Annotated in this window: 9 protein-coding genes; all 9 read left to right on the top strand. The window is 68.8% G+C overall.

Going from position 1 to position 15,287, the window contains the following annotated elements:
- The first annotated feature begins 18 nt into the window (after window positions 1-18).
- The 9 genes from DMH03_RS34555 to DMH03_RS34515 all read left to right on the top strand — a co-directional run bounded on the left by DMH03_RS34555 (window position 19) and on the right by DMH03_RS34515 (window position 15,271).
- Entirely contained in the window at window positions 19-5,580 is a 5,562-nt protein-coding gene (locus DMH03_RS34555; RefSeq protein ID WP_125796206.1) for a non-ribosomal peptide synthetase, read from the top strand.
- 11 nt (window positions 5,581-5,591) lie between these two features.
- Window positions 5,592-5,801, top strand: coding sequence for an MbtH family protein (locus tag DMH03_RS34550; RefSeq protein ID WP_125789836.1), 210 nt, complete (start codon window positions 5,592-5,594; stop codon window positions 5,799-5,801).
- A 500-nt stretch (window positions 5,802-6,301) separates the two neighbouring features.
- On the top strand, window positions 6,302-7,477 hold the full coding sequence (locus DMH03_RS34545) for a cytochrome P450 (protein WP_125796205.1): 1,176 nt from the start codon (window positions 6,302-6,304) through the stop codon (window positions 7,475-7,477).
- Between the two features lie 23 nt (window positions 7,478-7,500).
- Window positions 7,501-8,658, top strand: coding sequence for a cytochrome P450 (locus DMH03_RS34540; RefSeq protein WP_125796204.1), 1,158 nt, complete (start codon window positions 7,501-7,503; stop codon window positions 8,656-8,658).
- Window positions 8,648-9,844 (top strand): cytochrome P450, encoded by a 1,197-nt coding sequence (locus DMH03_RS34535; protein ID WP_125796203.1) that lies wholly within the window; start codon window positions 8,648-8,650, stop codon window positions 9,842-9,844. Before DMH03_RS34540 ends, DMH03_RS34535 begins: the two co-directional genes overlap by 11 nt.
- Before the next feature lie 207 nt (window positions 9,845-10,051).
- Window positions 10,052-11,293 (top strand): cytochrome P450, encoded by a 1,242-nt coding sequence (locus tag DMH03_RS34530; protein WP_125796202.1) that lies wholly within the window; start codon window positions 10,052-10,054, stop codon window positions 11,291-11,293.
- 40 nt (window positions 11,294-11,333) lie between these two features.
- A complete protein-coding gene (locus DMH03_RS34525; RefSeq protein ID WP_125796201.1) occupies window positions 11,334-12,809 on the top strand; it encodes a tryptophan halogenase family protein in 1,476 nt (491 codons plus the stop codon).
- Window positions 12,810-12,838: 29 nt separating this feature from the next.
- Entirely contained in the window at window positions 12,839-13,993 is a 1,155-nt protein-coding gene (locus DMH03_RS34520; protein WP_125796200.1) for a glycosyltransferase, read from the top strand.
- 51 nt (window positions 13,994-14,044) lie between these two features.
- The gene (locus DMH03_RS34515; protein WP_125796199.1) at window positions 14,045-15,271 is read left to right on the top strand and encodes a glycosyltransferase; all 1,227 of its coding nucleotides are present in this window, start codon (window positions 14,045-14,047) and stop codon (window positions 15,269-15,271) included.
- Window positions 15,272-15,287: the final 16 nt, after the last annotated feature.

Raw genomic sequence — 15,287 nt, 5'->3', positions numbered from 1 at the left:
CCCAGCAAGGAGCAGATCGTGACCGTTGACGACACTCGCGCGAAGCCACGTTCCAGCGTGGAGGACGTCTGGCCTCTTTCCCCGCTGCAGGAGGGAATGCTCTACCACACCGTCCTCGACGGCGAGGGGCCCGACACCTACACCGTGCAGACCGTCTACGGCATCGACGGCCCGCTGGACGCCGCGTTGCTGAGGGCGACGTGGCAGGCGCTGATCGACCGGCATGCCGCGCTGCGGGCCTGTTTCCGTTACGTCAGCGGCGCGCAGATGGTGCAGGTCATCACGCGGGACGCGCGGATTCCTTGGCGCGAAACGGATCTCACCGGACTGCCGGAGGACATCCTCGACAGCGAGGTCGACCGGCTGGCCGCGGACGAGCTGGCCGAGCGGCTCCGGATCGAGGTGGCGCCGCTGATGAAGCTGCACCTGATCCGGCTCGGCCCGGACCGCCACCGGCTCGTGCACACGCTCCACCACGTGCTGACCGACGGCTGGTCGATGCCGATCATCCACCGCGAGCTGACCGCGATCTACGCGGCGGGCGGGGACGCGTCCGGGCTGCCGCCCACAGTGTCCTATCGGGACTATCTCGCCTGGCTCGGCAAGCAGGACAAGGAAATCGCGCGCGCTGCCTGGCGGGAGGAGTTCGCCGGGCTGGACACGCCCACCGCGGTCGCCCCGGCCGATCCTGGCCGCGTGCCGGAAATCGACACGACGATCGTCGAGCTCTCCACGGAACTGACGGACGGGTTGGCCAAGTTCGCGCGCGGCCACGACCTCACGCTGAACACCGTCGTGCAGGGCGCGTGGGCCGTCGTGCTCTCGCAGCTCGCCGGCCGGACCGACGTGGTGTTCGGCGCGACCGCTTCGGGGCGTCCCGCCGAACTGGCGGGCGTGGAGTCGATGGTCGGCCAGCTGCTCAACACCCTGCCGGTGCGGGTCCGGCTCGACGGCGCGCGGCGGGCCGTCGACCTGTTCGCCGAACTGCAGCGCGACCAGTCCGCCCTCATGGCCCATCAGCACCTCGGCCTCCAGGACGTACAGGCCGTCGTCGGACCCGGCGCGGTCTTCGACACGCTCGTCATCTACGAGAACTTCCCCCGCAAGGGACTCGGGCAGGCGCACGACGGCCTGACCCTGCGTCCGGTCAAGCGCGGGCGCAACTCGTCGCACTACCCGTTCACCCTGATCACCGGTCCCGGTGAGCAGATGCCGCTGATCCTCGACTACGACCGCGGTCTGTTCGACGAGACGGTCGCCGGCTCGGTCGTCGGCGCGCTGGCCCGCGTGCTGGAGCGCCTTGTCGCCGAACCCGACGTCCTCGTCGGCCGTCTGACGCTGCTGAGCGAGACCGAACGCGCGCTGGTGGTGGACGAATTCAACGCGACCGCGGGCCCGGTGCCGGGAGACTCCGTCGTCGAGCTGTTCGCGCGGCGGGTCGTCGAAGCGCCCGACGCGGTGGCGATCACCGACGCCGCGGGCGCGGATCTGACCTATGCCGAGGTGGACCAGGCGTCGAATCGGCTGGCGGCGCACCTCGCCGCCCGTGGTGTCGGCCGCGGTGACCGCGTCGGGGTGGCGATGGAGCGGTCGCCGGAGCTGCTGATCGCGTTCCTGGCGATCTGGAAGGCAGGCGCCGCATACGTTCCGGTGGACGTCGAGTACCCGGCCGAGCGGATCTCGTTCATCCTCGGCGATTCCAAGGTCTCGGTCGTTCTGTGCACCCAGGCCACCAGCGGCGTCGCCCCGGCGGACGCGATCGTCCTCGACGCCCCGGAGACGCGGGCCACCATCGACGCTTTCGCCGCCACAGCAACGGAATTCCGACCGAGCGCGGACGACTTGGCGTACGTCATGTACACGTCGGGCTCCACCGGTCTGCCCAAGGGCGTGGGGATCCCGCACGGCGCTGTGGCGGGCTTGGCGGGCGACCAGGGCTGGCAGATCGGCCCCGGCGACGGCGTGCTGATGCACGCGACGCACGTCTTCGACCCTTCGCTCTACGCGATGTGGGTGCCGCTCTCGACGGGCGCTCGCGTCCTGCTCACCGAGCCGGGCGTACTCGACGCGGCCGGAGTGCGGCAGGCCGTCGCACGCGGCGCGAACTACGTCCACCTCACCGCCGGTACTTTCCGCGCCCTGGCGGAAACCTCGCCGGAGTGCTTCGAGGGTCTGGTCGAAATCGGCACCGGCGGGGACATCGTTCCCGCGCAGTCCGTGGAGAACCTGCGGCGGGTCCAGCCCGGCCTGCGGGTGCGCAACACCTACGGCCCGACCGAGACCACCCTGTGCGCGACGTGGCTCCCGATCGAACCCGGTGACGTGGTCGACCGGGAACTGCCGATCGGTCACCCCATGACGAACCGCCGGATCCACCTCCTCGACGCCTTCCTGCGGCCGGTCGCACCCGGGGTCGCGGGCGAGCTGTACATCGCGGGCACGGGGCTGGCACGCGGATACCTCGACAGCCCTGGCCTCACGTCCGAGCGGTTCGTGGCGTGCCCGTTCGTCCCGGGCGAGCGCATGTACCGCACCGGTGACCTGGCGCGCTGGACCCGCGACGGCGAGGTCGTGTTCCTCGAACGCGCCGACGACCAGGTGAAGATCCGCGGCTACCGCGTCGAACTGGGCGAGGTCGAGTCCGTGCTGGCCGCCCAGCCGGGCGTGGTCGAGGCCGTCGTCATGGCGCGCGAGGACCAGCCGGGGGAAAAGCGGCTGGTGGGTTACTTCGTCTCCGACGGCGGGGACGCGGGGCCGGAGGAGATCCGGCGCCAGATGGGCTTGGTGCTGCCCGCGTACATGGTTCCCATGGCGGTCGTCGCGTTGCCCGGTCTGCCCGTCACGCCCAACGGCAAGGTGGACCGCCGTGCCCTGCCCGCCCCGGATCTCGCGGGCCGCGCGTCGGAAAAGGCGCCGGAGAGCGAATCCGAAAAGGTCCTCTGCGAACTGTTCTCGGAGATCCTCGGCGTCGACAACGTGGGTGTCGACGACGCCTTCCACGACCTCGGTGGCAGTTCGGCGCTGGCCATGCGGCTCATCGCGCGGATCCGCGAGGTGATCGGCGTGGATCTGCCCATCCGGCAGCTGTTCTCCTCGCCGACGCCCGCCGGGGTCGCCAGGGCGCTCGCCGCGAAGTCCCGTCCCGCGCTGGAGCCCGTCGAGCGGCCGGAGCGGCTCCCGCTCACCGCACGGCAGCTCCGCGCGTGGCTGCTGGCCAGCCCCGGCGAGGAGACCGCGGGCCTGCACATCTCGGTCGCGCTGCGGTTGCGCGGCAGGCTCGACGTGCCCGCGCTGGCGGCGGCGCTCGGCGACGTCGCGACCCGGCACGAGGTGCTCCGCACGACGTTCCCGGGCGACGCGCAGAGCGTCCGGCAGGACGTCCACGAACCCGCTGCCATCGAACTGTCCCCGGTCCCGGCCACCGAGGAGGAACTGCCCGGCCTGCTCGCCGGACTGCGCGCGTCGGTCTTCGACCTCACCCGTGAAGTGCCGTGGCGTTGCGACCTTTTCGCCCTGTCGGAAAAGGAACACGTGCTGCATCTGCGAGTGCACCGCATCCTGGCCGACGACGACTCGATGGACGTGTTCTTCCGCGACTTGGCTGCCGCGTACGGCGCACGGCGTTCGGGCCGGGTCCCGGAACGTGCGCCGCTGGCACTGCAGTTCGCCGACTACGCGATCTGGGAACAGCGGCTCCTCGCGGACGAGGACGACCAGGGCAGCCTGATCAACGAGCAGGTCGTCTTCTGGCGGGACACCCTCACCGGGATCGACGGGGAGACGGTGCTTCCGTTCGACCGGCCGCGGCCCGCGGTCCCGTCGCGCGAGGCGGGCACGGTCGCGCTGCGGCTGGACGCCGAGCCGTACAACCGGCTGACCGAAGCGGTGCAACGACTCGGCGCGGACACGATCCACGTCGTGCACGCCGCGCTCGCCGTGCTGCTGACCAAATACGGCGCCGGGCACGACCTCGTGATCGGCACGACGCTGGCACGGGACGAGGACCTCATCGACCTCGAACCGATGATCGGGCCGTTCGCCCGGCCCTTCGCCCTGCGCACGGATCTCTCCGGCGACCCGACGTTCCTCGAGGTCGTCACCCGGGTGCAGGAGGCGGTCCGGGCCGCGCGTCAGCATCTGGACGTTCCCTTCGAGCGGATCGTCGAACTGCTGGACCTGCCCGCCTCGCTCTCCCGCCACCCCGTGTTCCAGGTGGGCCTGGAGGTGGACGAGGAGGACATCGGCGCGTGGGACGCGGCGGAACTGCCCGCGCTGCGCACCAGTGTCGTACCCGGCGGGACGGAGGCCACGGAGCTGGATCTCGCGTTCAAGCTCACCGAGCGGCTCGACGAGGACGACAACGAGGACGGTCTCGAAGGCACCCTTCGCTACGCCGCCGACTTGTTCGACGAAGCCACGGCGGAATCGGTCGCCCGGCGGCTGGTGCGAGTGCTGGAACAGGTCGCGGAGGATCCCCAGCGGCGGATCGGCGACCTCGACATCTTCCTCGACGACACCGAACGCGGCCGTCCGGCGATCGCGCCGGCGCGGTGGGCCGGGAAGGTGCCCTCGGTGGTCGCGGAACTGGGTCCGCTCGGCGCGCTTCTGCTCGACGACCGGCGTCGCCCCGTCGCCCCGGGCGCCGTCGGCGATCTGTACGTCACCGGTCCGGCGGTCGACGAGGGCAAGTCGGGCGAGCCGTGCCCGTTCGGCGAGCCGGGACACCGGATGCTGAACACCGGCCTGCTCGCCCGCAAGACCGCGGCCAAAACCCTGATCGTGGTGGGGGAGCGGCGGCGGTCGAGCACCGCGGTGAAGACCGGCGATTACGAGATCCTGTTGCCGCTGCAGGCAGGCGGCGACCGCCCGCCGCTGTTCTGCGTGCACGCGAGTGGCGGACTGAGCTGGAACTACGGGCCGCTGCTGCGGCATCTTCCCGCGAACCAGCCGGTGTACGGCGTCCAGGCGCGCGGCCTCGCGCGTACCGAACGCTTGCCCGAGAGTGTCGAAGAGATGGCGGCGGACTACCTCGCGCACATCCGTGCCGTGCAGCCGACCGGGCCGTATCACCTGCTCGGCTGGTCACTCGGCGGCCGGATCGCACAGGCGATGGCCGCGATGCTCGAAGCCGAAGGGGAAGAACTCGGCCTGCTGGCCCTGCTCGACGCTTATCCCGTCTACATGGGACGGAACGCGACCGGCACGGTGACCGAAGAGGCCGCGCGTGACGAAGACGGCCTCCAGAAACGAAAAGAACAGGATTTGGAACTCGCCGGAGGCATGGTCCAGGGGCCCGGCGCGCGCGAGCGGCTGGAAGCCGTGATGCGAAACCTTTGGAAGGTCGGGCCCCAGCACACCGCCTCACCGTTCAACGGCGACATCCTGCTTTTCGTCGCTTCCGAGGACAGGCCTGCCCATCTGCCGGTTTCGGAAGCCGTCGCCGGCTGGAAGGACTTCACCAGCGGCGCCATCGAACACCACGAGATCCCGACCAACCATTACGACATGGTGCAACCCGCGGCGTTGGTCCAGATTGGATCCATCGTCGCCGAGAAGCTCCGGCCGCGGCCGGGCGCCTGAAAGGAAAGATCATGACCAATCCGTTCGACAACGAAGACGGTTCCTTTTTCGTGCTGGTCAACGACGAGGGGCAGCACTCCCTCTGGCCGACCTTCGCGGAGGTGCCCGCCGGCTGGACCCGCGTCCACGGTGAGGCCTCGCGCCAGGAATGCCTCGCCTACGTCGAGGAGAACTGGACGGACCTGCGGCCGAAGAGCCTGATCGCCGAGGTCAACGGCTGAACCTGAGGTGTCCAGCCGCTCAATCCGGGCGGTTGGACGTGCTCGGCGCCCGCTTGCGGTCGTGAGTGGCGTTTCGGGTTCCGGCGAGGCTTCTCTTAGGCACCTGCGGTGCTTCTTGCGTGAAGTACATGAAGGGGGCCTTGCTGTACCTAGGCGCAAGGATGGGGTCCTTCATGTACTTGGGCGCGCTGTCGCTGTAGTGCAGAGGCTCAACATGGCGTTCCTGCCCGCCCGCAGCAGCGAGTCTGCCTCACGCCGGGCCGAGCTCAGCCTGGGATGCCGTGAGGGGCCCCTTCCCTACCCTCAGAGTAGGCAAGGGGCCCCTCACGACCCGCCGCATCCCGCCCCGCTTTCGCAACCTCCCACCCTTGCGCCGGTGCGAGTAGCCGGGCGCGTCCCACCCACCTCGCTCCGGAGTGTTGGACGAACTCGACGCCCGTCCGGCCGGTCGGAAACATCCTTGCCGCGCGTGACGACCCGTTGAGACGAAAGGATCTGCCGTGTTCGAAGAGCTCAACGTCGTCCGGGGCTTGGAAATCCACCGGAGGGACCGGTTCGATCCGGGGGCGGAGCTCCTCTCGCTGATGGCCGACGGGCCCCTTTCCGCACTGGGTACCGAGGAAGACGGCGAACGACGGACAGCGTGGCTCGCCACCGGATACGACGAGGTCCGCCAGGTCCTCAGCTCGGACAAGTTCAGCGCCCGGCTGATCTACGGCGGGACGGCGGCGGGTATCGCCTGGCCCGGTTTCCTCACCCACTACGACCCGCCGGACCACACGCGGCTGCGCCGGCTGGTGACGCCGCCGTTCGCCATCCGGCGGATGCGGGGGTTCGAGCCCCACGTCGAGCGGATCGTCGAAGACGCCTTGGACACCATCGAGGACATGGGCGGTCCGGTGGATTTCGTCCCGCAGTTCGGCTGGGCCGTCGCCACCACGGCGACCTGCGACTTCCTGGGCATCCCGCGCGACGACCAGGCCGACCTGTCGCGCACCCTGCACGCCAGCCGCACCGAACGGACGGACAAGCGGCGCAACGCGGCGGGCAACAAGTTCATGCAGTACATGAACAAGGCGGTCGCCCGGGTACGCCGCGATCCCGGCGACGACCTGTTCGGTGTCGTCGTGCGCGAACACGGTGACGAGATCACCGACGCGGAACTGGCCGGGGTGGCCGCGTTCATCATGGGCGCCGGCGGCGATCAGGTGGCCCGATTCCTCGCGGCCGGCGCGTTGCTGATGGTCGATTTCCCGGAGCAGTTCGACCTTCTCCGGGAAAAGCCGGACACGATCCCGGACTGGCTGGAGGAGTTGAACCGGTATCTCACCACCGACGAGAAACTCCACCCGCGCATCGCGAAGGAGGACATCGAGATCGGTGGCCGCCTCGTCAAGGCGGGCGACACCGTCACGTGTTCCCTGCTGGGGGCGAACCGCGCGAACTTCCCCGCGCGAGAGGACGAATTCGACATCACCCGGGAAAAGTCGCCGCATGTCTCGTTCGGGCACGGTATCCACCACTGCCTCGGCAGGCCGCTGGCGGAGATGGTGTTCCGGGTGGCGATTCCCGCGCTGGCACGGCGGCTTCCCAAGCTGAGACTCGCCGAGCCCGACCGCAAGCTCAAGTTCGGTCCACCACCGTTCGACGTGGAAGCCCTGCTGCTCGACTGGTAGCGCCAGAAAGCCCGAGGAGAATCATGGTAGTTCCCTTACCGCATCAGCGGATCCGGCTCGATCCGGCGCCGGAGCTCTGCGCGTTGCGACAGAAGGGCCCGCTGCACGAGTACGACACCGAGACGGGGCTGGACGGCCGACGGCAATGGCTGGTCACCGGATACGACGAAGTGCGCGAGATCCTCGCCGACGCCACCCGGTTCAGTTCGATGCGACCGGTCGACGACGAGGCGGAGCGGGCCCATCTGCCGGGGATCCTGCAGGCCTACGATCCGCCCGACCACACCCGCCTGCGCGGGACGGTGGCCCCGGCGTTCAGCGTCCGGCGGATCGAGCGGTTGCGGCCGCGGGTCGAAGAGATCATCGAAGAGGGCCTTGACGATCTGGAGAGCATGGGCTCGCCGATCGACTTCGTCCGCTACGCGGGCTGGCCCATCCCGGCGCTCATCGCTTGCGAGTTCCTCGGTGTCCCGCGCGACGATCAGGCCGATCTGTCGCGGATGATCCGGGACAGCCGGGAGAGCCGGATCCCCAAGCAGCGGGTCCAGTCGAGCCTCGGTGTCGTCAACTACTGCGAAAAGCTCGCGGCCCGCGAACGCCGCGATCCCGGCGACGAGCTGATCGGATTCATCGCACGTGAGCACGGGGACAAGGTCAGCGACGAGGAACTGTCCGGGCTCGCCGAGGCGATCCTGATCGTGGCCGTCGAGCAGATGGCCGCCCAGCTGGCGGTCGCGGTGCTGCTGTTCGCGACGAACCCCGCCCAGCTGTCGCTGCTGCGCGAACGTCCGGAGCTGGTGGACAGCGCGACCGAAGAAGTCCTACGGTACCCGACGATCGTCGAGGCCCCGTCTCCTCGGACGGCGCTCGTCGACTTGAACATCGCCGGGTACGAGATCCACGCCGGTGACGTGCTGACCTGCTCGATGCTGGCGGTCAACCGCGCGCTCGGGGACAAGTTCGACATCACCCGGGACAACAGCCCGGGGCATCTCGCCTTCGGTCACGGCATCCACCACTGTGTCGGCGCTCCGCTGGCCAGGCTCGAGCTGCGGGTCGCGCTGCCGCTACTGGCGCGCCGGTTCCCGGCGCTGCGGCTCGCGGTCCCGGAGGAGGAACTGCGGTTCGTCCCCGGCAAGCCCGCGCCGTTCAACCTCGAGGAGCTCCCCCTTGAGTGGTGACGACACGCGCCCGATCCACATTCGCAGGCAGGATCTCGATCCGGCGGGAGAACTGCGCGCCGCCGGTCCGCTGTCGAGGGTCACCGTGGGAACCGGGGCGGACGCCGAGACCACCTGGATGGCTGCGGGCCACGCGGTCGTGCGCCAGGTTTTGGGTGACCACAAGCGGTTCAGCACGCGGCGCCGCTGGCATCAGCGGGACGAGGCCGGCGGGGAGGGCATCTTCCGGCCGAAGGAACTGGTCGGCAACCTGATGGACTACGACCCTCCCGAACACACCCGGTTGCGGCAGAAGCTGACCCCGGGGTTCACCCTGCGCAAGATGCGGCGCATGGAGCCGTACATCGAACAGATCGTGTCGGAACGGCTCGATGCCATGGAGGACGCGGGATCGCCGGCCGACGTGATCGAACTCGTCGCCGACGAGGTGCCGGGAGCCGTGTTGTGCGAGCTCATCGGCGTTCCCCGGGATGACCGCGCCATGTTCACGAGCCTGTGCCACGGGCATCTCGACGCCACGCGCAGTCAACGGAAGCGGGCGGCCGCCGGCGAGGCGTTCTCCCGCTACCTGCTGGCGATGATCGCCAGGAACCGGAAAGAACCCGGCGAAGGGCTGATCGGAGCGGTCGTCGCCGAACATGGTGACGATGCCACCGACGAGGAGCTGAGAGGCTTCTGCGTGCAGGTGATGCTCGCCGGCGACGACAACATCTCCGGCATGATCGGACTGGGGGTCCTGGCGCTGCTACGGCATCCTGAGCAGATCGCCGCGGTGCGGGGTGACGACCAGTCGGCGGAACGGGCGGTCGACGAATTGATCCGCTACCTGACGGTGCCGTACGCCCCGACACCCCGGACGGCCATGGAGGACGTCGTCATCGGGGACGAGGTGATCAAGCAGGGCGAGACCGTTCTCTGCTCGCTCCCCATGGCGAACCGCGACCCGGCGCTGGTGCCGGATCCGGACCGGCTCGATCTCACGCGGCAGCCCGCGCCGCATGTGGCCTTCGGGCACGGGATCCACCACTGTATCGGCGCTTCGCTGGCCCGCCTCGAACTGCGTACGGTCTTCTCCTTGCTGTGGCGGCGTTTTCCCGGGCTCAGGCTCGCGGATCCCGCCAAGGAGACCATGTTCCGCCTGACCACCCCGGCTTACGGACTTACGAGCCTGATGGTCGAGTGGTGAGGGAAGGGCGGGTGAGGCGTGGGTCAGGGTGGTCGTGAGTGGTAAGTGACGTTAGAACGTCACTTACCACTCACGACCCCCTTGACCCACCGCCCACCTGAGGCGTCCATGGCGGCGCTGGACGTCCCGCCCGATCACGGATGAAGATTGCGGCGCGGCAACGGCACGGACCGCAATTCCTGGTCAATGAAGGAGCTTCCACTCGGTATGGAGCACGCAATCGACGAGGTCGCGCCGGCCGTGGAGCCGACCGCGAACTACATGATGAGGACGCACTGCGATCCGCACGAGGACATGTTCGCGTTGCGGGAGAAGGGATCGCTGGTCCGGATACTCGGGGACGCCTCCACCCAGCTCGGCAAGGGCTACGTTTGGCAGGCCCTCGGCTACGACGTCGTCCGGAAGATCCTCGGCGATCACGAGAACTTCACCACGCGGCCCCGGCTGACCGAGGCGGAAGCACAACGGACGACCAACGGCGAAGAAGTCCCCATGGCGCCGCAATTCGTCGGGCAGATCTCGACCTACGATCCGCCGGAACACACGCGGCTGCGGCGGATGCTGACACCCGAGTTCACCGTCCGGCGGATCCGGCGGCTGGAACCCGCGATCCAGGAACTCATCGACGATCGTCTCGACGAGATGGAGGCCGAGGGACCGCACGCGGACCTCCAGGGATTGTTCGCCGACCCGGTCGGCGGCGGCGTGCTGTGCGAACTGCTCGGCATTCCGCGTGATGACCGGGCCGAATTCATCCGGCGGATCAGGCGGAATGTCGATATCAGCCGCGGATTCAAGGCGCGGGCGGCCGACAGCGCGGCGTTCAACCGGTATCTGGACAGCCTCATCACCCGGCAGCGGAAGGACCCTGACGAGGGGTTCGTCGGCATGCTCGTCCGAGAGCACGGCGAGAACGTCACGGATGAGGAACTGAAAGGCCTGTGCACGGCGCTGCTCCTCGGTGGTGTCGAGACCGTCGCGGGGATGATCGGCTTCGGGGTGCTCGCACTGCTGGACGACCCCGGACAGAAAGACCTGATCTTCGAAGGTCCCGAGAATGTGGATCGCGTGGTCGCGGAACTCCTGCGTTACCTCTCGCCCGTGCAGCAGCCGAATCCACGGATGGCCATCCGTGACGTCGTCGTCGACGGCAAGCTGATCAAGGCCGGGGATTATGTTCTGTGCTCGATCTTGATGGCCAACCGGGATGAAGCGCTGACGCCGAATCCCAACGTTCTCGACGCGAAGCGTGCTTCTGTCTCGGATGTCGCGTTCGGGCACGGCATCCATTACTGCGTGGGCGCCGCGGTGGCGAGAACGGTGCTGCGCATGGCCTATCGGACGCTGTGGCGGCGTTTTCCCGGGCTCGCGCTGGCGGTACCGGTCGAGGAAGTGAAGCTGCGAAACGCGTTCATCGATTGCCCGGACCGGTTGCCGGTCACCTGGTAGTCACCCGGCGAAGTGCTATTTGACAGAGGAATGGTGGGAGATGTCGGTCGAAGAGTTCGATGTGGTGGTGGCCGGAGGCGGGCCGGGTGGTTCGACGGTGGCTTCGCTGGTGGCCATGCAGGGGCATCGGGTGTTGCTGCTGGAGAAGGAGGCCTTTCCGCGGTACCAGATCGGTGAATCGTTGCTGCCGTCCACCGTGCACGGGATCTGCCGGATGCTCGGCGTGACGGACGAACTGGCGGCCGCGGGCTTTCCGGTGAAGCGGGGCGGGACTTTCCGTTGGGGCGCTCGTCCGGAGCCGTGGACTTTCCACTTCTCCGTTTCCCCGCGGATCACCGGGCCGACGTCGTTCGCCTATCAGGTCGAGCGGGCGCGATTCGACGAGATCCTGCTGAACAACGCGCGGCGCAAGGGCGTGGTGGTACGGGAGGAGTGCACGGTCACCGGTGTGCTGGAAGAGGGTGAGCGGGTCACCGGTCTGCGCTATACCGATCCCGACGGTGACCAGCGTGAAGTGTCGGCGACTTTCGTGATCGACGCTTCCGGCAACAAGAGTCGCCTGTACTCCCAAGTCGGCGGCACGCGTAATTATTCGGAGTTCTTCCGCAGCCTGGCGCTGTTCGGCTATTTCGAGGGCGGTAAACGACTGCCCGCCCCGTATTCGGGGAACATCCTGAGTGTCGCGTTCGACAGCGGCTGGTTCTGGTACATTCCGCTGAGCGACACGCTGACCAGTGTCGGCGCGGTGGTGCGCCGGGAGGACGCGGAGAAGATCCAGGGCGACCAGGAGAAGGCGCTCAAGGCCTTGATCGCCGAATGCCCGCTGATTTCGGAGTACCTTTCGGACGCACGCAGGGTGACGTCCGGTAAATATGGCGAGCTGCGGGTTCGCAAGGATTACTCGTACCATCAGACGTCTTTCTGGCGGCCTGGAATGATACTCGTCGGTGATGCCGCGTGCTTTGTGGATCCCGTGTTCTCCTCCGGAGTGCATCTGGCGACTTACAGCGGGCTGCTCGCGGCCCGCTCGATCAACAGTGTTCTCGGCGGCGACATCGACGAGAAGACCGCCTTGACCGAGTTCGAAGCACGCTATCGGCGCGAGTACGGGGTGTTCTACGAGTTCCTCACCTCGTTCTACCAGATGAACGTGAACGAGGATTCGTACTTCTGGCAGGCGAAGAAGGTCACGAACAACCAGCACACCGAGATCGAGTCGTTCGTGGACCTGGTCGGTGGGGTGTCGTCCGGTGAGGCGGCGTTGACGCCGGCGGACAGGATCGTCGAGCGCAGCGCCGAGTTCTCCGCGGCCGTGGACCAGATGGCCGGTGGCGACGAGGACAGCATGGTGCCGCTGTACAAGTCGCAGGTGGTCAAGCAGGTGATGCAGGAGGCGGGCCAGGAACAGATGAGGGCGGTGCTCGGTGAAGACGCCGAACCCGAGCTGCCGCTGTTCCCCGGCGGCCTGGTGACCTCGCCCGACGGAATGAAATGGCTGCCCTATCACCCGGCGTGACAAAGGACCCACGGAACAGAGGATACGAAATGCGTGTGTTGTTTTCCGGTAATGGAACACGCGGAGATGTCGAACCGTTGGTGGCACTGGCGTTGCGGTTGCGGGAGCGCGGTGCCGACGTGCGCATGTGCGCGCCGCCGGACTACGTGGAGCGGATGGCCGAGGTCGGCATACCGTTGACCCGGATCGGCCCGCCGGTGCGGGCAGGAGCCCGCGGGGGAGGGCCGGCGCCCGGTGCGCCCGAGCTCGCGGACGCGACGATCGCCGAGCAGTTCGACCGGATCCCGGCGGTCGCCGAGGGATGTGACGCGGTGGTCGCCACCGGTTTGGTGTCCGCCGCGGTCGGTGTGCGGTCGGTGGCCGAAAAGCTGGGTATTCCCTACTTCTACACCTTCTACTGCCCCAACTATCTGCCGACGACGGACCGGGACCTGCGTAATCAGGGCGCCTACAACCTGTTCGGCGGTCCGCTCAACAGCCGTCGGGCGTCGGTCGGATTGGCGCCGGTGGAGAAGATCTTCGATTACGGGTTCACCGAGGAACCCCTGCTCGCCGCGGACGCGGTGCTGGCTCCGGCGCCGCCCGATGTCGCCACCGTGCAGACCGGCGCGTGGATCTCGCCCGACGAGCGGCCGTTGTCGGAGGAGCTGGAAGCGTTCCTGAACGCCGGCCCGCCCCCGGTTTACGTGAGCTTCGGTAGCGGGCCCGCGCCCACCGATGTGGCCACGGTGGCCATCGAGGCGGTCCGGGCGCAGGGGTACCGGGTGGTGCTCGCCAGGGGCTGGGCCGGACTGGCGCTTCCCGACGATCGGGGGGATTGCCTGGCGGTGGGCGAGGTGAACCATCAGGCGCTGTTCGGCCGGGTGGCCGCCGTCGTGCACCATGGCGGCGCGGGCACGACGACCGTGGCGACCCGGGCCGGTGTCCCGCAGGTCGTGGTGCCCCAGAAGGCCGACCAGCCGTACTTCGCGGGCCGGGTGGCCGAGCTGGGCGTCGGGGTGGCACACGACGGTCCGGCCCCGACCTTCGATTCCTTGTCGGCCGCGCTCGCGACGGCCTTGAGCCCGGAGACGCGGGCGCGGGCTTCGGCGGTGGCAGGCACGATCCGCGTCGACGGGACGTCGGTGGCCGCGGACCTGTTGTTCGAGGCGGTCAGCCGGAACAAGCCCGCCGTTTCCGCGTAACCCGCACCGAGCAGGTCCGCGAACCAGAACCCACGAATCGGGGAATACCTCATGCGCGTGTTGTTGTCGACGTCCGGAAGCCGCGGAGATGTCGAACCGCTGGTGGCGCTGGCGGTGCGGTTGCGCGCACTCGGCGCCGAGGTGCGGATGTGCGCGCCGCCGGACTCCGCGGAGCGGCTGGCCGAGGTCGGCGTGCCGCTGGTACCGGTCGGCCAGTCGGCGCGAGCGATGCTGCACGGGAAGAAGCGGCCGACACCCGCGGACGGGCCCCGGCTCTCGGCCGAGGCGATCGCCCTGCAGTTCGACAAGATTCCGGCGGCCGCCGAGGGGTGCGACGCGGTGGTCGCGTCCGGCGTGCTGGCCGCCGCGGTCGGGGTGCGGTCGGTGGCCGAGAAACTGGGGATCCCTTATTTCTACGCGTTTTACTGCCCGATCTACCTGCCGTCGCCGTATTACCCGCCGCCGCCACCGCTCGGTGAACCGCCCGCACCGGACGTGACCGACAACCGCGCGCTCTGGGAGAGGAACAACCAGAGCGCCTACCGGCGGTTCGGCGACGCGCTCAACAGCCGCCGGGCTTCGATCGGGCTGGCGCCGGTGGAGAAGATCTTCGATTACGGGTTCACCGATCACCCGTGGCTCGCCGCGGACGCGGTGCTGGCCCCGTTGCAGCCGACGGATCTCGCGGCTGTCCAGACCGGTGCGTGGATCTTGCCCGATACGAGGCCGTTGCCGTCGGAGCTGGAGGCGTTTCTGCGCGCCGGGCCGCCGCCTGTCTACGTGGGTTTCGGCAGTGGGCCGGCACCCGCCGACGCCGCCAGGCTGGCGGTCGAGGTGGTTCGTGCGCAGGGGCATCGGGTGGTCTTGTCCCGAGGGTGGGCGGACCTGGCTCTTCCCGACGACCAGGAGGATTGCCTGGCGGTGGGCGAGGTGAACCATCAGGTGCTGTTCGGCCGGGTGGCCGCCGTCGTCCACGCGGGCAGCGCGGGCACGACGACCGCGGCCACCCGGGCCGGTGTCCCGCAGGTCGTGGTGCCCCAGATGACCGATCAGCCGTATTACGCGGGCCGGGTGGCCGAGCTGGGCGTCGGGGTGGCACACGACGGTCCGGCCCCGACCTTCGATTCCTTGTCGGCCGCGCTCGCGACGGCCTTGAGCCCGGAGACCCGGGCGCGGGCTTCGGCGGTGGCAGGCACCGTCCGTACCGACGGGGCGAGCGTGGCCGCGAACCTGTTGTTCGAGGCGGTCAGCCGGAACAAGCCGGCTGTTACGGCCTAACCACACCGAGTCGTCA

It is taken from the genome of Amycolatopsis sp. WAC 01376 (genome assembly GCF_003947415.1).
Lineage (GTDB): Bacteria > Actinomycetota > Actinomycetes > Mycobacteriales > Pseudonocardiaceae > Amycolatopsis.
Note: the sequence above shows the minus strand (reverse complement) of the source record. Positions and strands in the feature narration are given on the sequence as shown.